Source organism: Desulfobacterium sp. N47 (assembly GCF_051233685.1).
Lineage (GTDB): Bacteria > Desulfobacterota > Desulfobacteria > Desulfobacterales > RPRI01 > RPRI01.
In genome coordinates, this window is the sequence record NZ_JBAMMY010000049.1 from 1 (window position 1) to 19,537 (window position 19,537).

Genomic DNA, 19,537 nt, shown 5'->3' on the forward strand with positions numbered 1-19,537 from the left:
GAGGTATGCTATCGTTTCAATCGTAGGTTTTGGAATAAGGAAGTGTTCCATCGCTTATTATTTGCTTGCGCTACAACGACCACTATAACGAGGGATGAGCTGATGTCAAAAAAGCGGGTCAGCTAAGTCAATAGGCAAATAACTTTATTTAAAATGAATATCAGTAAAGACTGAATAAACAACCGATTTTATTTCTTTTCTGATTTTATGAATATAAATTATATCAATATAAAAATGATTAAATGGACAAAGATACTATTGCTGCCATATCCACTCCAGTAGGAAGTGGTGGAATTGGGATTATTAAAATATCAGGAGATAAAGCTAAACATATCACTTCGTTGATCTTCCGGAAATCGAAAAAGAATGAAGTTAATTATTTTAAAGAATCCCATAAACTATACCATGGGCATATAATTGATCCTGATAGCAACCAAATCCTTGATGAAGTTCTTGTATCAGTTATGCTTGCTCCTCATTCGTATACTGGCGAGGATGTCATAGAAATAAATGTACACTCAGGAACATTTATTCTTAAAACAATTCTGAATATAATCATTAGAAAAGACGCCAGACTTGCTGAGCCAGGAGAGTTCACAAAAAGGGCTTTCTTAAACGGAAGAATAGATCTTACACAAGCAGAAGCTATCATTGATATAATTAATTCTAACAGCTTAAAAGCTCTTGAAATTGCGAATGCTCAAGTGGATGGTGTTCTGAGGAATGAAATTGAATCAATGTTAACTGTTTTAAATGACATTATAGTTAAAATAGAGGCAGTTATTGATTTCCCGGATGAAACGGAAAACATAAACATAGATGAGTATATATCTGTTTTAGAAAATAGTATAATTATTAAATTAAATAAATTAATATCAGATTATAATGAAGGGCATGTTATAAGAGAAGGTTTGAAAGTTGTTATTGCCGGAAGACCAAATGTAGGTAAATCAAGTCTTATGAACGTTCTTTTAAAAAAAGAACGTTCTATTGTCACATCAATACCCGGAACAACTAGGGATATAATTGATGAAACAATCATTATTTCAGGTATCCCTGCTGTTATTTTCGATACAGCCGGCTTTCATAATACTGTTGATCCTGTAGAAGAAATTGGAATACAAAAAGCACTCGAAATAATAAATAATTCAGATATCATATTGTTTATGTTGGATGTAATTAATCCTTTTACTGAAGATGATAGGACCTTATTAGAAATTGTTAAGGATAAAGAGCTAATTGTTGTTTTAAATAAAATTGATTTGTTAAATGAAAACAGCTTGATTGAAATTAATAAGGAACTAAAATGCTTTCCAATAGTTAGGGTTTCATCATTATGCAATACGGGGATAGATGTTCTTAAAGAAACTATTAAAGAAATTACTACCAAAAGCGTACATTCTGATTGTTCTTGTATTGTGCCGAATTTAAGACAAAAAACTGCTATTGAGAATTGTTTGAAAAACATGAAATCATTTTTGAATGGTATAAAAGCAGGCCTGCCTTATGAATTTATATCTTTAGATATTCATGAAGCCATTACCGAATTAAGTCAGATTGTTGGAATTAAAATCAAGCTTAACATTCTCGATCAGATATTCAATAAGTTTTGTATAGGCAAATAATGTTTCACATGAAACAAATCTGCATGGTATGAATATTATTCATGCTTGAGTTTTTAATTTTATTAAGATCAAAAACAAATTGATGCTTTAACTATGAATCTTTAAATTTAATAAAATTAATTACAGACTAATAAAGTATAAATTACCATTTTGCGAAAAATAAAATAATAATAATTTGGGGTGAAGCGTGGTTTTAGATTTTACAGAGTTTTTTAAAAGTTATGAATCAATAGTTGCAACTGCAGACGATCTGTTCGATAAAGTCAAAAACAATTACCCTGATTGCGTAAAGTGTAAAATGCTATGTTCAGATTGCTGTTATGCTCTATTTGATTTAACATTAATTGAGGCATTATATATTAATCATAAAATCAAAATCGGTTTTGATATCAATGAAAGAATGAGGCTTGCAGAAAAAGCAAACTCTGCAGATAGAGAAGTGTTTAAATTAAAGAAAAAAGCCTATGATAATTTTAAATCAGGAATGAAGGAAGATGAAATTCTATACGATCTTGCAACAAAAAAAATAAGATGTCCACTTTTGAATGAAAAAGGCTGTTGTGATATCTACGAATTCAGGCCAATAACATGCAGATTATACGGAATTCCTTTTTCGATAGGTGGGATTGCTCATACTTGCGGAAAAACAGGTTTTAAAGAAGGGGATAAATATCCGACTGTCAATATGGAAGCAATCTATAATAAATTATATGTGATATCTGACAATCTTGCTAAACATATCAATTCAAAATATATAAAATTATCAGAATTGCTCATGCCTGTGTCTATGTCAATTCTTACAGATTTTAATGATGATTTTCTCGGTATTGCAGACACAGGTAAATACTCCAAAGAAGAATAGGTGATAAAATGTCTGAATTAGATGAAAACGAAGAATTCAGAAAAAAAGCAATATTTGAAAGCATGTCTAAAAAAAGACAAAATCATATTATTAAAAAAGGATATAAAAAATGGGACCCTTTTGAATTGCCAAAGGATCCTATTGATATTCGAAAAGATAAAACAAAAAGAACAACTCAAACACTAGTGAGAGAATTTTTGCAAAACAATTGTTCTGATCAATACAGTAATGAATACGGTAGAGGTGTTCTCGATATTTGTCTTGGCATAATTAATAATAACGAACGGTATATTGGAATGTATGATTTTGCTGTCTGGTATAATAAGCTTTTAGATAATGAAGGGCATGAGCTATAGAATAATAAAATCCATGCCTTTTCGTATTTAATTTGAAATCCTGTGTTTAAGTAACCAGCAGTGCGATGAATCATAAGTATGAAGCATGGAAGATTCTTATAAACCGTATGCTATGCGTTTGAGGAGCTTCATCTTTTGATTTATCCCCTCAGATATAGTGGGCGTATTTATACAAATAAAATAGTATAAAAATAAAGCAACGCTTTCTGTAGAATTTGAAGCCAAGTCCAATAGATAGATGAGTTTTAGATCCAATCACTGGCTGATCCACGAACTCTATCTTTTCCGGCTGAGACTTTGCTACGCTCAGTTTATATAGTATCAAATTGGTCTTTGAGCAGCAGTGCCATATAGATGGGTTAGTTAGGTTCAGTAAGTTTATAGATGAAATTCTCCCTGTTTTTGGTTTTCATATTCTTCATGAGAATAAAACGTTTTTTGTAGTGCAGCATGCTGTCCGGTTCTGCACCCTCCCAGGTATGGATAAAAATTATATGGCACCATCGCAGTCCAGAGCAACAATCCTGGCACAGTTCTATGACTCAAGGCTTTTGTATAAGACATTTAGAACAATATTATCAAAGTAATTATAGTTCCAGATGCCTATTAATATGCTTTGCGCATTCACCCCCTCTTTTTTGAGAAAATTTAAGATCTGACATTTTTATAAGGACGAAATCTATGTGTTTTGAAATTGGCTCGAGTACTTTAAGAATCTGTATTAATTTATCTTAAGTGAGAATCATGAATTTCAAAGAATCTTTATCTGAGAACACAAAAAGACAGACACACATAAAAAAAAATCTTCAATTGCGTTCAGAGATAATCCAACTGATCCGTCTTTTCTTTAGCGAACAAAATTATCTTGAAGTGGAAACTCCATGCAGGATTTCGGCACCCGCCCCCGAAGCTTATATAGAAGCAATTGAATCGGAAAACTATTTTCTTCAGACTTCGCCCGAATTATATATGAAAAGGCTTATTTCTTCAGGTTATCCCAAAATCTTTCAGATATGCAGATGTTTCAGGCAAAATGAAAGAGGGGCTAAGCATATCCCTGAGTTTACAATGCTGGAGTGGTATTGTATAAACTCGGATTATTTTTATATGATGAATGAATGCGAAGCTCTTATTAAGTATGTTGCCTGTAAACTGGGATTCGAAAATTCTATAATTTATCAAGGGGAAAGTATCAGCATTGACAAACCGTGGAATAGAATAACCGTATCCGAAGCTTTTGATAAATATGCTTGTGTATCCATGGAAAAAGTAGTTGCTGCCGGTCTGTTTGATGAAACAATAGCTGAAATAGAGCCCAAATTAGGAACAGATGTTCCGACATTTATTTATGACTACCCTGCTTCCTGCGGTGCACTTGCCAAATTAAAATCTTCAGACAACCTGCTTGCCGAAAGATTCGAACTTTATATTAGCGGTATTGAACTGTGCAATGCCTTTACAGAGCTTACAGATCCCGAAGAACAAAGAAAACGATTTGAGAAAGAACTCGAACACCGTAAAAAGGCAGGTCTTAAGAAATACCCTATGCCTGAAAAATTTCTTGAATCCCTTTCATATATGCCCAAAACATCGGGAAATGCTTTGGGTCTGGACAGACTTGTAATGCTCTTTGCGGATACCGAAATCATTGATGACGTAGTTGCTTTTACACCTGAAGAACTTTAGAGTTTAAACAGCATTATAGTATCCATACTTGAGGCTTCTTTGCTAAATTAATTTAAGAGCATATATAATAAATAAACACAATTTTTGCAATAATTATATACTGTTGTCTTTCAGTATATCATGCCGTTTCTCAGAACATATAGAAGAAGGATTTTTTGCCGGTATGAACAATATCTATAAAATAAAAGGAGTTGCTTCCGTTTATTCACAATTATTGAAAAAAGAAGCAGACAAACAGCTACCATAATCAGGATGATAATTCTGACAAATCATCAAAACGCAGAAAGATAGGGAATATTTTTCCTCTTTTTCCATTTCCATATGGAACATAATTGCCTTTTATATTCAGGCTGTTTTGTAAAATGTTTGTTCTGAATTTATAACATACTGAATTTATATTATATAAAAATATTTTTAAAAGTTGGTACGCCGTTTGCTCTGTGTATTGCCAAATTACTAAATAAAGGTTTTTCAAAATGATGCAAAATGTAATGTTAGCCGGATCAATACTAAAATTTCTCAACGGTATATGCACAGGTTCAACAGATCAGCCGGTGGTGAATGGATCAAGTGATTTTAAAACAATAATAAATAAATCCATGAAAAATTCCCTTAAAACTGATTTGTCCGGAAATGCGGCTCAGACAAAAATATTTAATCATATTAAAAATGACAAGCAGGTTTATCTGGAAGCGCTGAGAAAGGGACTTTTGGCAAAGGGAAAGTCTTTGGATAAAATATATTTAAAAGATTCGGATATTCATACCATAAGCCTTTTTCTGAACCAGTGTGGTTATAATAAAATAGAAGCAAACCAATGCATTGATAAACTTCTGGGAAATAATCCGGATGGAAAGATAAAACTTTCCGATTTTTTTGCTGAGATCGAGACACATCTGTCTTCCTCCGCCTCTGTAACTTCCGGAAAAAAATCCTACCGTTCCGTTGATCTGGAACCTTCGGTGATTCCACAAATTGATTCAGCCTTAAAAGATTTAGGATTAAATCTTAAGGATGCCGATAATATTTTAAATGCCTCACGGTCACCTTCGGGTGGTCTGGATTTAAATAAGCTTATTGTACATTTAAAAACAATGGAAAACAGAATCAATAAAGGAAGTGATAATACAGAGGAAAAAGTTTCAGCCGAAAAGTTTATTGAAAAACATCAGGAACTGGGACTTCAAATTACTCCTGATAAGGAAACGGGCCAAATTTCAATAAATGGATTTATTGCCGCGCTTGAACAGTTCAGAGACGGTGTATCGGGAAAAACTCAGGGAAAAGACAGTCAGGATCAAAAAGATCATAACAGGCATAATAGAGTTGATGCTGACACCGCAGACAGCAAAGACAATAGCCGTTTTAAGGGGAATATTGCTAAAGTTGATAACAGTGCTGATAAATTGCCGTCGGATGTACAAGCGTCCATAGACGGGATCATAGAAAGGGCGGTAGCGCCCGATGAAAAATTCAAGCTTAATCTTAACGATCCTTCTCTTTCACAGATTCAAGCGGAAGCTTTGAAAACCAGGGAAAAAACAAACGACACCACCCATATTTTTCAAGGGAACAATGTGGCGGAATCAGTAAAAAAGGCGGGAAATCGGACAACAAATTACAACAATGAAAATGCCCGGAATAATGATTCAGCAAAACAGGAAAATTTGAACAGGATTTCCGATCAACTGTCTTCATATAACAAGGATTCCAATCCCGAAAAGGAGAGTACAGATTTAAAGCTGAAATCTACTGATATTCTTCAGGAGCAAAACCCTTCGGTTAAGTTTGAAACTCTGTCATCGATTCTGCAAAGCCGCTCGGACAACAGCTTTATGCCGGCATACACCGTAGAGCAACTGGGAAAACAGATTTCAAGGTCTGTTGCAAGGGGAGACAGAATTATCAATCTGCACTTAACTCCGCCTGAGCTTGGTTCAGTTAAATTGTCAATGGAGATTAAAGACAGCATCTTACACCTTAAAATTGTAGCGGAAAGTTCTTCCGCAAAAGAAGTTTTGCTTAACAATTCACACGATCTGAAAACTGTGCTTGCGGATCAGGGCATAAAGCTTGAAAGGCTGGATATTCGGGTAGAATCAAATTCAGGTAATGCTTTAACAGATTTAAACAAGGGGTTCAATCAGGAGCACAGACAGTATCAGGAAACCGGCGGCGGCCTGTTTTCAGATGGCGATATGAAAGAAGATATTTCTTCCGGTGTTTTAAGCAGAGCTGCCAAAGACTATTTAGTGGATTTAACGGCATAAAGCAGAAAAGCATATAAAGGATAATGAGTAACACACAATGAAATTTTAATTTAACATCGCTATTCGATATTCTATCAAACATAATAAACTCTAAATACATGAAAAAGAGGTATGCATGATAATAGACTCAACAGGAACATATTATAATCAATTAAGTGGCGCTGGAAGTGATTCGTCGGCATCTGTGAAAGCGAAAAAGGACATGGGCAAAGATGAGTTTTTAAATTTACTGGTCACCCAGCTAAAGTATCAGGATCCTTTAAACCCTATGGAAGGCCAGGAGTTTTCAGCTCAGCTTGCACAATTCAGCAGTCTTGAACAGTTAACCAATATGAACACAACGCTTACGGGAATCAAGGACTCTGTTGGTGAAAAAAAGCAAGATAACTTACTTGATTATATTGGTAAAAACATTAAAACAAGCGATGACGAAACCGGAGAAGTTACCGGTGTTACCTATCAGAACGGTATTGGATATCTTATGGTAGGGGAAAACAAAATATTACCCGATAATGTAGTGGAAATCACTCTGCAAAACAAATAATATTTATATAAAGGGGGAAAACACATATGTCAATATCAAGCGGACTTTTTTCCGGTATAAGCGGGCTTAACGCCCTTGGAAACGCAATGACGGTAATCGGTGATAATATCGCCAACGTGAACACAGTAGGTTTTAAAGAAAGCAGGGTAACTTTCCAGGATGTTTTAAGCCAGACAGTTGCAACAACAGCCGGTTCTGCCCAGGTTGGTCGTGGAACCTCTCTTGCGGATATTTCAAGCAGTTTTTCCCAGGGGTCTTTTGAATCAACCGATTCAAGCACTGATCTTGCCATAGGTGGTGCAGGATTTTTTATGGTCAGAGATCCGGGCACTTCCAACAATGATTATTATACGAGAGCAGGTGAATTCCGGTTCGATAAAGACGGCAATTTTGTAAATCCTTCCGATTATATTGTACAGGGCTGGAAGCTGGATGAGGCAACCGGGCAGGATCAGGGAACAATAACCGATATTACTTTATCTTCATTCACATCATCTCCATCGGAAACCAGCAGTTTGTCAATGATTATGAATCTTGATTCAAGCTCAACCAATAACTCTATAGGGGCTAATACGGCTCTTTCAGCGCTATGGAACGGATCGGATGCTTCCGGCGAATACATTGCGGATACCGACTATTCATACCAGACAACCCTAAAGGTGTATGATTCTCTTGGCAGCACTCATGATGTGTCAATCTATTTTGATAAAGGTGAAACAGCCGCCGATCCGGTATGGGAATATATTGTTACGGTAAATCCGAGTGAAGATTTAAGAACTATTACTGATGCGACCCAGCAAGGACTTCTTGCCCGGGGAACCATAGAATTCAATGGAACATCCGGAGATATTTCAGGAGGTGTTAACAGTATTACCTGTTCGTTAAGCGATGGAGCCGGAGGCTGGACAGCGCTGGCTAATACCGATGCAACTGCAAACGGAGGATATTTTACATTCGCACCCGAATTCATAGCCGGTTCTCCAATGAATGTTAAGCTTGACTTCGGAACCCGTTTCAATGGAAGTGAATGGGCAAACGATGCATTATCCACAACACAGTATGCATCTGCATCAACCACAGTCTTTCAGTCTGCAGACGGTTATGGAGCAGGTGATCTTCAGGCGATAAGCGTCGCCACAGACGGAGTAATCACCGGTCAGTATTCAAATGGTCAGGTGCTTCCTCTTTATCGGGTTGCGCTGGCAAAATTTCAGAATGAGCAGGGATTGTATAAGGTCGGAGGTAATCTTTTCAGCCAGACTCGTTTGAGCGGAGAACCTATTACCGGAAAACCCGGCGGTAACGGCCTTGGAAGCCTTTCCCCCAACTCCCTTGAGCAATCCAATGTTGATCTTGCAACTGAATTTGTCAGAATGATCACCACACAGCGAGGGTACCAGGCAAATTCCAAAATCATTACAACTATTGACCAAATGCTGTCCGAACTCATCAATTTAAAACGATAGAACCATTCCAAAACAGGGCGGTTGCCAATATCTTGACGTCCGCCCTGTTCTTTGACGAAAAACCTTCCAAACACAATCCAGCCTGCCGCTAACTCATATGTAACAATCTGTAATATCATGGTTATTATAAGCTGCCAAACGCATCACAAACCTTGTGTGTATTGGCATAAAGGTTGCTATAGATTAAAACCGGGAAGCAAAATCAGAACTTCATCTTTGTTCCTCATTTCAGGTCGAGGCAATCTGCACAGGGCCTGTTGATGGACTTTTTTGTGTCCATCAATTTTATATAACAGTTGTGAGATATTATGGATATAGCTACAGTTTTGGGTATTTTTTCAGCGTTCGGACTTGTCTTTGTTGCCATTTTCATGGGCGGTGGAATTAAACTTTTTATAGATTTGCCGTCATTGATGATTGTTGCCGGAGGCACACTGGGCGCAACAATGATTAACTACCCTCTGAGCGAGATTCTTGGTGTTTTCAGGGTTGTAAAAAACGCATTCTTTACCAGCAATATACAAAACGAATGGCTGATACGGATATTTGTAGGTTTTGCCAACAGAGTCAGACGGGAAGGATTGCTTTCACTGGATGGAGAGCTTTCAGGGATAAAGGACGAATTTTTGAAAAAAGGGATTCAGCTTTCAATAGACGGTCTCGAGCCGCAGGAGATAAAAAATATTCTGGAAACAGAGATCGATTTTATAAGAAGCCGCCACAGTCTTGGTGCTGAAATCTTTGTAACTATGGGAACATATGCACCTGCACTGGGTATGATCGGCACTTTGATCGGATTGATTCAGATGCTTCAGTCTATGGATGATCCGGGCAAAATTGGGCCATCAATGTCGGTTGCTTTGGTTACTACTTTCTACGGTTCTATCATGGCAAATATTATATGCCTTCCCATCGCCGGGAAATTAAGAACAAGAAGCAAAGAGGAAATATTGTCGAAAGAAATGATGATTCAAGGTGTTATTTCACTTTCAAATGGTGATAACCCAAGAATTCTGGAAGAAAGACTAAAAGTGTTTGTGCCCGGCGGCCGCAGGTAGTGTTTAAGCTATGAATAGAAAAAAGAAAAACAACGGACAGGATCTGGTAAGAGACATAGGTGCAACTATAACGGTTTCACTTTTTATGATTATTCTCACATTTTTCATTTTACTTAATTCAATGGCTATAATTGATCAAAACAGAAAACGCACCGCAATAAAGTCTCTGGCTGAGTCGTTTGGAAGTTTAACTGACAAAGCAGCATCTTCTGCGCATCCGGAGGTTGATAAGGGGAAAATCCTTGAAAAGGCTCTGGGCGGGATCAATGAAAATGCAAATGATGACATAGGTATAAAAACCGGAGCCGGAAGAGAAGTGCTTACGATGGGAGAAAAAGCTCTGTTTTATACAAACAGGCACCTGCTCAAACCTGAGTCATTTGCTCTGCTGAAAAAAGTGGGAAATTTTATCAATCAGGGAAACTATAAGGTTTTGATCGTAGGACATACTGATAATCGTGATGCACAGGAAAAAGGATATAATTCCAACTGGGAAATTTCAAGTCTGATGGCCGTTCAATTGCAAAAATACTTTATAGAAGAATGCAAGATAAAACCGGACAGAATAACAGCCTATGGGTATGGAAGCCAGCAGCCAGCAGCTTCAAATGATACCCCTGAATCCAGGCAGAAGAACAGAAGAATTGAAATAATATTTAACAGTGATTCACCTGTAAAAAAAGTTTATTCCGAATCGCCTTCCGGTAACTTTACTTATAGGAGATTTAACTTCAATGCTTATTAATACCAAAAGAAGTAAAATAGAAACAAATGATGAGACGGTCATAAAAACTGATACGTGGATGGTTACACTGTCAGATATTATCATGCTTATGATTACTTTTTTTGTGATGCTCCTGACAATGTCTTCCATAAATCAGAGATCTCTCAAAAATACCTTTAATTATCTTAAACAATCAATCGGAGGGTCAGCGTATCAAGGCCACAGAGGAAGCGAATCGATAGAAAATATTAAAGCAGCACTAAAAAATATCGATGGGTCTGTAGATATTAAAGAAGATGAACGCGGTATTGTATTGTCGCTTCATGAAGACATTCTTTTTGAGCCGGGAAAATCTGTAATCAAAAAGGAAAACTACCGGATTCTGGATTCTATTGCAGCTGTAGCCGATGCCTGTCCGAATAAAATTATGATCATGGGTCACACTGATGACTTACCTGTGCAAGTCGGCGAATATGAGTCTAACTGGGAACTGTCAGCATACAGAGGGCTTTATGTTCTTAATTATTTCATCAATAACAAACATCTGCCTCCTGACCGGTTTAACGTTGGCGGTTATGGGGCGTTTCGTCCGTTGTTTCCCAATAACAGCGCAAAAAACAGGTCTTTAAACAGAAGAGTAGAAATAATTTTTAAATATAAAGAGGTGTAATTTATGGCGGAAGAATCAGTTGCCAACGAAGAAGCAAAGACAGAAAAAGCCCCGAAAAAATCTATGCTCAAGTGGGTGATTATAGCTTGTTCGGTTCTGGTTGTGGGAATAGCCGGGTTTTTTGGCTGGAGTATGTTTATGAAGAAAGGAGCAAGCGGGGATAGTCATAAAGCAGAAGTTTCGGAAACTCACGGAGAAAAAAAGTCTGAAGAAAGCAGAGGCATTTTCCCGCTTGAATCATTTATTGTTAATTTGATGGACACCGGAACCGGCAAAAAATATCTTAAAGTCACGATGGAACTTGAAGTTATGGATGAAATTGGAAAGAAAAAGGTGGAAGCTTATAAAACTCAGCTTAAAGACACCATTTTAATGCTGCTTTCCAGCCGGTCCTATGAAGAAATCAATACTGTTGAGGGGAAACTGGATCTGAAGCAGGCTCTTTTAGCAAGGATCAATCAGACAATGGGTGAAAACGCAGTATCTAAAATATACTTCACAGAATTTGTTGTGCAATAGAGATAGCAATGGCGAATATCTTATCACAAGAAGAAGTTGACTCCCTTTTAGGCGGTATAGACGAAGGAAGTGTTGAAACCGAATCCGATGTTCCCGAAATAGACGGGGCCATTGGTCTATATGATTTCGGCAAAAAAAGCAGTCCCGGCCACCTCAGTCTGCCGGGTTTAGGCATGATAAATGAAAGGTTTATCAATTTTTTAAACGAAAGCCTTCCGGGGACTATAGGTTTAAGTACCGATGTAAGTGTTGACGAGATCGACTCGATTAAGTTCGGCGATTTCTGCCGGTCGCTTCCTGTACCTACAAGTCTTAACATTTTCAAAATGGAGCCGCTTAAGGGTTTTGCCCTTCTGGTTTTTGAAGGTTGGCTGGTGTTTGCTTTTGTGGATGCCATGTTCGGAGGAAAAGGTGTAAGCCATGTTAAACTTGAAGGAAGGGGATTTACTGCCATTGAGCAAAAGATTGTAAGCCGTATCGTAGATATTGTGCTGGTTGATCTTCAAAAGGCCTGGGCTGAAATTAAAGACCTCAAGATGGTTTACACCCGTTCGGAAATGGATCCGCAATTTGCCGGTATTGCTAAACCGACAGATATGATCATTGCTACAAAGTTCGCTTTAAATATAGGAAATTTTACCGGAGGAATGACTATATGTCTGCCCTATGACGTTATCGAACCGATTGGGGAAAAACTTAAAGAAAACTATAGGAGCGAAAAATTTGAAGCGGATCCGGTATGGAAACAGCACATAAAAAAGAAAATTCAGGAATTGGACATCAACCTGAAATGTACGCTGGGAAGGATAAAAATTACCGGCCGAGAATTTTTAGAGATGAAAGTAGACGACGTGCTGCTTACAGGTCAGAAAGTTGATGACCCGATTGTTGTTAGCGTGGGGGATCTAAATAAGTTTAAAGGGCATGTTGGTTCCATGAATAATAAGAAGGCGATAAGAATAGCAGATAAAATATAACCGGAGTGAAAAATGGATGATTTAAATGATAGCAACGGAACAGCAAATAATAGCTCACAGAATATGGAAGATACGGGATTAAACCAAAGGTATGATATCGATATTATCCTGGACATCCCGCTTGAATTGAGGGTGGAGTTGGGACAAACCAGGATGCTTATAAATGATCTTCTTCAGCTGGGCCAGGGTTCGATTATAGAGTTGAATAAGCAGATAGGAGATCCTATCGATATCTTTATATGCGACAAGCTGATTGCAAAGGGTGAAGTTGTAGTAGTGGACGATAAATTCGGCATACGATTGACAAATATTATAAGCCCGACAGAACGTATCAAATCTTTGGGTTAAAGGATTTAGCCATGAACGGGGCATTGGATATCAACTTGTTAAGTACCGGTTTAAAAACAGCCGCTATGCTTTTAATCGTACTGGCCGTTTTAATATGCGTACTTTATATAATGAAAAGGTTTTTATTTTCTCAGAAAGAATCGGGGAAAGAGCAAATCATCAAGGTTATTTCATCTATGCATTTGTCTCCTAAAGAAAAAATTCAGGTTATTGAAATATCGGGTGAAAGAATTGCGGTTGGAATTACTCCCGGCTCCATAAATTTTTTAGTCAGGCTAAGGGATGGCAATGAACAGAATGAATAAAAATATATCCATAACAGCTCTTTTAAAACCAAAGGGAAAGAGTATAAAAATTATTTTATTTTTCCTGGCCGTTTCTGCCATCCTGCTCATCTTGGCAGCAAACAGTGCAACAGCAGCAAATATAGCTTTTCCTTCATTACGCATTGGTGTTGAGCCCGGAGAAAATCCGGAACAGGTATCGGTGTTGATACAAATACTTTTTTTATTAACCGTTCTTAGCCTTGCACCGGCCATTCTGATAATGATGACGCCTTTTACCAGACTGGCTATCGTTTTTTCCTTTTTAAGACAGGCGCTCGGAACCCAGCAGACTCCATCCAATCAGATTATAGCAGGTCTGTCGCTGTTTATAACCTTTTTTATTATGATGCCTCAATGGCAGGAGATCAACAACAATGCGCTGCAGCCTTATCTTGAAAAAAAGATTTCGCAGGAGACAGCTCTTAAAGAGGCTATGATTCCGATTCGTAAATTTATGTTCAGACAAACCCGTGAAAAGGATTTGGCTATATTTGTAAAAATGTCTAAATCCGAAAAGCCGAATTCACCTGAAGACATTTCGATGACTACTCTTATACCTGCTTTTGTAATAAGCGAGCTTAAGACAGCTTTTATTATCGGCTTTGTTCTGTTTGTTCCTTTTTTGATAATTGATATGGTTGTAGCGAGCGTTTTGCTTAGTATGGGAATGATGATGCTTCCGCCGATTCTTATCTCATTGCCGTTTAAATTAATGCTGTTCGTTCTGGTTGATGGCTGGAACCTGATAGTTGGTTCAATGGTAAAAAGTTTTGTATAAGGAGATGAAAGTATAATGTCACCGGAATTTGTAATTAATCTTGCGCAGGAAGCAATTAAAACAACAATATTGGTTTCCATGCCGGTTTTGCTTATCGCGCTGGTAGTCGGTCTTGTAATCAGTATTTTTCAGGCTGTAACTCAGATTAATGAGATGACACTTACCTTTGTACCCAAAATACTTGCGATATTTCTGGGGCTGATTCTTTTCGGGAGCTGGATGCTGGAGCATATCGCAACTTTTACAATAAACACGATCCAACAGATACCTAATTATATAAGGTAATAATCTATATGGATCTGCTTAATATACAATATAATGAGATCAAGATATTTCTTTTTATACTGATAAGAGTTGGGGTTATTTTATTTCTTATGCCCTTCTTTAATTCCAGGATTATCCCGGTTCCGGTTAAAGCCGGGCTTACGATTATATTGGCGATGATCCTTTTTCCTGTTAGCGGTCCTTACACAGGAGTATATCCGGACACCACATGGGGAATGTTTGGCCTGATAATCGGAGAATTGATTACAGGTATGATTTTAGGATTAATGACCCAGTTCTTTTTTGAAGGTATCCGCATGATGGGGCAGATAGCCGGAATGGAAATAGGGTTTTCCATAGCAAATGTCTTAGATCCGCAAAGTGGGTTTCAGACTTCAATTCTTTCCAATATAGCTTACTTACTTGCTATAGTACTTTTTCTTATTTTAAACGGGCACTATATAATATTGAACGCAATCAGAGAAAGCTTTGCAATCATACAACCGGGTTCGGTACACCTGACTCAGCAGGTATTCAAGGAGATGTTACACAGATCAGGAGAAATGTTTGTTATAGCTATTCAGATAGGCGCGCCTGTCATTTCCGCCATTTTATTTATTCAGCTCGCATTCGGTCTTATTACAAGACTTCTGCCCCAGATGAATGTCATGGTTGTCGCATTCCCTTTGCAGATAGTAACCGGGTTGATTTTTTTTGGCATATCATTATGGGTAATGCTGCACTTCATAGAAAAGTATGTGCAAACTTTGGATAGACAGTTAATTAATATGATGTATTTTCTTAGAGGATAGACAATGGCCGAGGAAGCAAGCGGGGAAAAAACCGAGAAACCTACCCCAAAAAAGCGAGAAGACATACGGAAAAAAGGAGAGGTAGCAAAAAGCAAAGAGCTTTCTTCTGTTGTCGTTCTTTTCTCCGGACTGTTTGCCATGGGAATCTACGGTTCTTTTATGCTTTCAAAGGTTCAGGAAATAACGAAAAGTTTATTATCCAACCCAACTATAACTGATCTGACTATTCATGGTGTTATGGAATTTTCCCGGCATCTTATTATTTCTTTTGTTGTGATTTTGGCCCCTCTTCTTGCTGCTGTTTTTGCCGGGGCTGTTTTGTCCAATATAGCGCAGGTTGGTTTTATGGTATCCGGAGAACTGATTAAACCAAAATTTTCAAAACTAAATCCGTTCAAAGGGCTAAAAAGATTAGTTTCCATGCAATCAGTAATGGAGCTGTTTAAATCAATGGTGAAGCTTATCATTGTGGGTGCAACAGCTTATTTAACCATAACTCACGAGATGGATAATGTTTCCATGCTTGGTGAGCTCGAACTTGTGTCTATTTTTCATTATATCTTCGCTACTTTTTATAATATCTTTCTGAAATGCTCTATTGCAATGCTGGTTCTCGTTGTAATTGACTACGCCTATCAGAGATGGGAATTCGAAAAAAGAATTAAAATGAGCAAGCAGGAAATTAAAGATGAATATAAAAAAACAGAAGGTGACCCGCAGGTCAAATCAAGAATCAGAGCCATTCAGATGGAAATGGCCAGAAAAAGGATGATGCAGGACGTTCCCAAGGCGGATGTGATTATTACAAACCCGACTCATTTTGCAGTTGCCATTAAGTACAACGGCCTTGAAATGAATGCTCCTAAGGTTATAGCCAAGGGCGCGGGGGAAATTGCTGCAAGGATAAAAAGCCTTGCAGCAGATCATAATATTCCGGTGGTGGAAAACAAAGAACTTGCCCGGAATCTGTACAAGCTTGTGGAAATCGGCAGGGAAATCCCGGCTGATCTTTATCAGGCGGTAGCCGGGGTTCTGGCATATATCTATAAATTAAAAGGCAATTATAATCGTTAACGTGTCATTAACAGCAGAGCTGGTGGGTGAATAAGAAATGGAAGAAACCATAGGGATAAAAACAGGCATGGCGTCAAACAGCGAAATATTATCGGCTGTAGGCGTAATAGCGGTTCTCCTGGTAATGATTATTCCGGTACCACCGGTGCTTCTTGATTTTCTCCTGGCTATAAATATTACACTTGCTGTCACTATACTGCTTATTTCCATGTTCACTCTCACTCCTCTGGATTTTTCAATTTTTCCGACTTTACTTCTTCTGACAACTCTGTTCAGGCTCTCTTTGAATGTGGCTTCAACCCGTTTAATACTTCTGCATGGAAATGAAGGTGCAACAGCCGCCGGAAAAGTTATTATGTCGTTTGGAAACTTTGTTGTAGGCGGTAATTACGTGGTAGGCATGATTGTTTTTATTATACTGGTTATAGTTAACTTTGTTGTAATTACCAAGGGCGCTTCAAGAATCGCTGAAGTAGCAGCAAGATTTACGCTGGATGCGATGCCCGGCAAGCAGATGAGTATAGACGCTGATCTGAATGCCGGAATGATAGATGAAAAAGAGGCTAGAAAGCGTAGAACTGTGGTAGCAAGAGAAGCGGAATTTAACGGAGCAATGGATGGCGCCGCTAAGTTTGTCAGAGGTGACGCTATAGCCGGTATCATTATAACTCTGATCAATATAATAGCCGGGTTTATTATAGGTGTATTTCAAAAACAACTACCGATAATCGATGCCGCTCAATATTACACCTTGTTGACGGTCGGCGATGGTCTGGTATCGCAAATTCCGGCGCTGCTTATATCTACTGCAGCCGGCATAGTACTCAGCAGATCCGGATCCAATGAAACAATGGGCAAGGAGTTCGGAAAGCAGTTTTTTGGGTATCATAAGGCAATTTATCTGTCTTCTGTTACGATATTTCTGTTCGGCCTTATACCCGGATTGCCGCATTTTTCTTTTATCATACTTTCTCTTATTATCGGGGGTTCCGTATATTTTCTGAGACAAAAAGTAATAGCATCCGAGAGTGAAAAGGCAATGGAGAGCAAAAAGGAAGCGGTTGAAGCTTCTCCTGAAGTAGTTGAGCACCTGCTGCTTGTTGATATCCTGGAGCTTGAAGTAGGATATGGTCTTATTTCACTGGTGGATAAAGAGCAGGGTGGCGAATTTCTCGATAAGGTTCGCTCTATTCGCCGCCAGTTTGCCGTTGAACTGGGAATTATAATGCAGCCGATCCACATCAGAGATAATCTTCAGTTAAAATCTTCAGAATACCGGATTCTTCTGAAAGGAGTAAAAATTGCAGGCTCGGATCTAATGGTAAACCACTATCTTGCTATGGATCCTGGCGATGCTACCAGAAAAATCGAAGGAATCGATACTTTTGAACCTTCCTTTAACCTGCCTGCTGTCTGGATTCCGAAAACGAAAAAAGAAGAAGCAAGCATAGCCGGCTATACGGTTGTTGATAATGTAACCATAATGGCTACTCATTTAACTGAGGTGCTCAGAAAGCATGCATGGGAACTTTTGGGCAGGCAGGAAGTACAAAATCTTTTGAACAATCTTAGCAAATCATATCCTAAAGTAGTTGAAGAGCTTGTGCCGAATCTTCTTTCGCTGGGTGGTGTGCAGAAGGTTTTACAAAATCTTTTAAAAGAACAAGTAGCCATAAAAGATATGTTGACCATTGTTGAAACACTTGCAGATTATGCAACTATCACAAAAGATCCGGAACTGCTGACTGAATATGTCCGGCATAAACTGGCCCGTTCCATCATCGGCCCTTATCTGGATGAGAATGGAGGTTTAAATCTTATTACGATGTCTCCCGATGTTGAAAACCTCCTTCTTAAAAATATTCAGAAAACGGAACACGGCTCATATCTTGCTGTTGATCCTGGTTTGGCTGGCCAGCTTCTGGATTCGATCAAAGAAGAATCCGAAAAAGCGATGATACATTTTATGCAGCCGATTATTCTGACAAGTCCGGCTTTGCGAAGACATTTAAAAAAGATGGTGGAATATTTCGTTCCTTCATTGAAAGTATTGTCACATAGCGAACTGTTAAGCGATATAAAATTCACTTCAATCGGAGAGGTAAGGTTAAACAGTGCAAATTCGTAAGTATAAAGCGAAGACAATCGGCGATGCTGTCTCAATGGTTAAGAATGAACTGGGCCAGGATGCTGTTATTTTATCTTCCAAACAACTTAAGGAAAATGTGAGCGGCAATATATTTGAAATATCTGCAATAGCCTCTAGTGCAGATATTATTAATACCTCTTCCGGTAGTTACGAAGACGTTAAATCCGAGCTTCTGAACATCAAGGAAATGATTTATATCCTGAATCATTCCGAAGGTGCTGCTGATAAATTAATGATGAAACCTGAAACGCTGTCTATTTACGCAAAGCTGATCAGAAACGGCGTCAATGAACATTATGCAAGAAAATTCCTCGAAAAAGGGGGAGCATTCAACAATGAAGGCCCGGATAATATAAAAGCAGTCAAAACAGATACGGTCAAGGCTATGATCGAACAAATCGAAATCTGCAAACCTTTCGAAAACACAAACGGCAAACAGATTATTACTGCTATGATCGGAACTACCGGAGTGGGTAAAACAACAACTATTGCAAAGCTTGCCGCGCAACTTACGCTAAAAAACAAAATAAAAGTAGGGTTAATTTCTATAGATAATTATCGTATAGGAGCAATAGAGCAACTTAAGACATATGCTAATATTTTGGGTATTCCCTGTATGCCTGCATTCAACAGGAAAGATCTGGTAGCAGCAATAGGAAGGTTAAGTAATGTGGATGCAATCATAATTGATACCGCCGGCCAGAGTCAATACGATGGAAAAAGAATTGAAGAGTTAAGGAATATAATTACTGACGATTTGAAAATAGAATCCCATTTACTTCTCAATGTCGCAACGGCGGAAGAGGAAATGAATAAGATAGCAATTAATTTCAGTCTGCTTGAATACAAGAGCTATATTTTTACAAAGCTGGATGAATCTGAAAAGTATGGATCTGTTATAAATCAATTAATGAAGAAGCAGCTTCCTGTATCATATCTGACAACAGGACAAAATGTTCCTGATGATATTGAACATGCTTCGAAAAACAGGGTAGCAAAGCTGTTGTTTAATAAGAATTGATGGCCTTT

Annotated in this window: 20 protein-coding genes and 1 pseudogene; all 21 read left to right on the plus strand. The window is 38.0% G+C overall.

The features are described from left to right. Positions 1-126, plus strand: a pseudogene (locus VXK47_RS02575) (IS1595-like element ISDssp6 family transposase); the annotation flags it as partial. A 116-nt stretch (positions 127-242) separates the two neighbouring features. After that, a complete protein-coding gene (gene mnmE / locus VXK47_RS02580; protein WP_435547206.1) occupies positions 243-1,625 on the plus strand; it encodes a tRNA modification GTPase in 1,383 nt (460 codons plus the stop codon). A gap of 187 nt (positions 1,626-1,812) precedes the next feature. Beyond that, positions 1,813-2,487: a YkgJ family cysteine cluster protein gene (locus VXK47_RS02585; RefSeq protein WP_435547207.1), complete on the plus strand. Its 675-nt coding sequence runs from the start codon at positions 1,813-1,815 to the stop codon at positions 2,485-2,487. Between the two features lie 8 nt (positions 2,488-2,495). Beyond that, positions 2,496-2,843: a hypothetical protein gene (locus tag VXK47_RS02590; RefSeq protein WP_435547208.1), complete on the plus strand. Its 348-nt coding sequence runs from the start codon at positions 2,496-2,498 to the stop codon at positions 2,841-2,843. Positions 2,844-3,587: 744 nt separating this feature from the next. Beyond that, the gene (gene epmA, locus VXK47_RS02595; RefSeq protein WP_435547209.1) at positions 3,588-4,529 is read left to right on the plus strand and encodes an EF-P lysine aminoacylase EpmA; all 942 of its coding nucleotides are present in this window, start codon (positions 3,588-3,590) and stop codon (positions 4,527-4,529) included. A gap of 476 nt (positions 4,530-5,005) precedes the next feature. Continuing rightward, positions 5,006-6,799, plus strand: a complete 1,794-nt coding sequence (locus tag VXK47_RS02600; protein WP_435547210.1) for a flagellar hook-length control protein FliK — start codon at positions 5,006-5,008, stop codon at positions 6,797-6,799. Between the two features lie 115 nt (positions 6,800-6,914). Further along, entirely contained in the window at positions 6,915-7,343 is a 429-nt protein-coding gene (locus VXK47_RS02605) for a flagellar hook capping FlgD N-terminal domain-containing protein (RefSeq protein ID WP_435547211.1), read from the plus strand. A 26-nt stretch (positions 7,344-7,369) separates the two neighbouring features. Then, on the plus strand, positions 7,370-8,809 hold the full coding sequence (locus VXK47_RS02610; RefSeq protein ID WP_435547212.1) for a flagellar hook protein FlgE: 1,440 nt from the start codon (positions 7,370-7,372) through the stop codon (positions 8,807-8,809). Between the two features lie 308 nt (positions 8,810-9,117). Beyond that, positions 9,118-9,867 (plus strand): motility protein A, encoded by a 750-nt coding sequence (locus VXK47_RS02615; RefSeq protein WP_435547213.1) that lies wholly within the window; start codon positions 9,118-9,120, stop codon positions 9,865-9,867. Positions 9,868-9,877: 10 nt separating this feature from the next. Then, a complete protein-coding gene (locus VXK47_RS02620; RefSeq protein ID WP_435547214.1) occupies positions 9,878-10,612 on the plus strand; it encodes an OmpA/MotB family protein in 735 nt (244 codons plus the stop codon). Further along, positions 10,602-11,261 (plus strand): OmpA/MotB family protein, encoded by a 660-nt coding sequence (locus VXK47_RS02625; RefSeq protein WP_435547215.1) that lies wholly within the window; start codon positions 10,602-10,604, stop codon positions 11,259-11,261. The genes VXK47_RS02620 and VXK47_RS02625 overlap by 11 nt, the downstream gene beginning before the upstream one ends. 3 nt (positions 11,262-11,264) lie before the next feature. Beyond that, entirely contained in the window at positions 11,265-11,780 is a 516-nt protein-coding gene (locus VXK47_RS02630; protein WP_435547216.1) for a flagellar basal body-associated FliL family protein, read from the plus strand. Positions 11,781-11,788: 8 nt separating this feature from the next. Further along, positions 11,789-12,757: a flagellar motor switch protein FliM gene (gene fliM / locus VXK47_RS02635; RefSeq protein WP_435547217.1), complete on the plus strand. Its 969-nt coding sequence runs from the start codon at positions 11,789-11,791 to the stop codon at positions 12,755-12,757. Positions 12,758-12,769: 12 nt separating this feature from the next. Next, positions 12,770-13,105, plus strand: a complete 336-nt coding sequence (gene fliN, locus VXK47_RS02640) for a flagellar motor switch protein FliN (RefSeq protein ID WP_435547218.1) — start codon at positions 12,770-12,772, stop codon at positions 13,103-13,105. 11 nt (positions 13,106-13,116) lie between these two features. Next, positions 13,117-13,410 (plus strand): FliO/MopB family protein, encoded by a 294-nt coding sequence (gene fliO / locus VXK47_RS02645; RefSeq protein WP_435547219.1) that lies wholly within the window; start codon positions 13,117-13,119, stop codon positions 13,408-13,410. Next, positions 13,403-14,209, plus strand: a complete 807-nt coding sequence (fliP, locus tag VXK47_RS02650) for a flagellar type III secretion system pore protein FliP (protein WP_435547220.1) — start codon at positions 13,403-13,405, stop codon at positions 14,207-14,209. Before fliO ends, fliP begins: the two co-directional genes overlap by 8 nt. A 15-nt stretch (positions 14,210-14,224) precedes the next feature. Then, positions 14,225-14,494 (plus strand): flagellar biosynthetic protein FliQ, encoded by a 270-nt coding sequence (gene fliQ / locus VXK47_RS02655; RefSeq protein WP_435547221.1) that lies wholly within the window; start codon positions 14,225-14,227, stop codon positions 14,492-14,494. Positions 14,495-14,502: 8 nt separating this feature from the next. Continuing rightward, complete coding sequence (gene fliR, locus VXK47_RS02660) at positions 14,503-15,285, plus strand: flagellar biosynthetic protein FliR (RefSeq protein ID WP_435547222.1); 783 nt, start codon at positions 14,503-14,505, stop codon at positions 15,283-15,285. Between the two features lie 3 nt (positions 15,286-15,288). Then, positions 15,289-16,359, plus strand: a complete 1,071-nt coding sequence (gene flhB / locus VXK47_RS02665; protein WP_435547223.1) for an EscU/YscU/HrcU family type III secretion system export apparatus switch protein — start codon at positions 15,289-15,291, stop codon at positions 16,357-16,359. Between the two features lie 37 nt (positions 16,360-16,396). Next, on the plus strand, positions 16,397-18,487 hold the full coding sequence (flhA, locus tag VXK47_RS02670) for a flagellar biosynthesis protein FlhA (RefSeq protein WP_435547224.1): 2,091 nt from the start codon (positions 16,397-16,399) through the stop codon (positions 18,485-18,487). Next, positions 18,474-19,529, plus strand: a complete 1,056-nt coding sequence (locus VXK47_RS02675) for a hypothetical protein (protein ID WP_435547225.1) — start codon at positions 18,474-18,476, stop codon at positions 19,527-19,529. The genes flhA and VXK47_RS02675 overlap by 14 nt, the downstream gene beginning before the upstream one ends. Positions 19,530-19,537 lie beyond the last annotated feature (8 nt).

Coding starts and splice junctions, on each gene's coding strand:
- mnmE (WP_435547206.1), top strand. CDS start 243: ATGGACAAAGATACTATTGCTGCCATATCCACTCCAGTAGGAAGTGGT.
- VXK47_RS02590 (WP_435547208.1), top strand. CDS start 2,496: ATGTCTGAATTAGATGAAAACGAAGAATTCAGAAAAAAAGCAATATTT.
- epmA (WP_435547209.1), top strand. CDS start 3,588: ATGAATTTCAAAGAATCTTTATCTGAGAACACAAAAAGACAGACACAC.
- VXK47_RS02600 (WP_435547210.1), top strand. CDS start 5,006: ATGATGCAAAATGTAATGTTAGCCGGATCAATACTAAAATTTCTCAAC.
- VXK47_RS02605 (WP_435547211.1), top strand. CDS start 6,915: ATGATAATAGACTCAACAGGAACATATTATAATCAATTAAGTGGCGCT.
- VXK47_RS02610 (WP_435547212.1), top strand. CDS start 7,370: ATGTCAATATCAAGCGGACTTTTTTCCGGTATAAGCGGGCTTAACGCC.
- VXK47_RS02615 (WP_435547213.1), top strand. CDS start 9,118: ATGGATATAGCTACAGTTTTGGGTATTTTTTCAGCGTTCGGACTTGTC.
- VXK47_RS02620 (WP_435547214.1), top strand. CDS start 9,878: ATGAATAGAAAAAAGAAAAACAACGGACAGGATCTGGTAAGAGACATA.
- VXK47_RS02625 (WP_435547215.1), top strand. CDS start 10,602: ATGCTTATTAATACCAAAAGAAGTAAAATAGAAACAAATGATGAGACG.
- VXK47_RS02630 (WP_435547216.1), top strand. CDS start 11,265: ATGGCGGAAGAATCAGTTGCCAACGAAGAAGCAAAGACAGAAAAAGCC.
- fliM (WP_435547217.1), top strand. CDS start 11,789: ATGGCGAATATCTTATCACAAGAAGAAGTTGACTCCCTTTTAGGCGGT.
- fliN (WP_435547218.1), top strand. CDS start 12,770: ATGGATGATTTAAATGATAGCAACGGAACAGCAAATAATAGCTCACAG.
- fliO (WP_435547219.1), top strand. CDS start 13,117: ATGAACGGGGCATTGGATATCAACTTGTTAAGTACCGGTTTAAAAACA.
- fliP (WP_435547220.1), top strand. CDS start 13,403: ATGAATAAAAATATATCCATAACAGCTCTTTTAAAACCAAAGGGAAAG.
- fliQ (WP_435547221.1), top strand. CDS start 14,225: ATGTCACCGGAATTTGTAATTAATCTTGCGCAGGAAGCAATTAAAACA.
- fliR (WP_435547222.1), top strand. CDS start 14,503: ATGGATCTGCTTAATATACAATATAATGAGATCAAGATATTTCTTTTT.
- flhB (WP_435547223.1), top strand. CDS start 15,289: ATGGCCGAGGAAGCAAGCGGGGAAAAAACCGAGAAACCTACCCCAAAA.
- flhA (WP_435547224.1), top strand. CDS start 16,397: ATGGAAGAAACCATAGGGATAAAAACAGGCATGGCGTCAAACAGCGAA.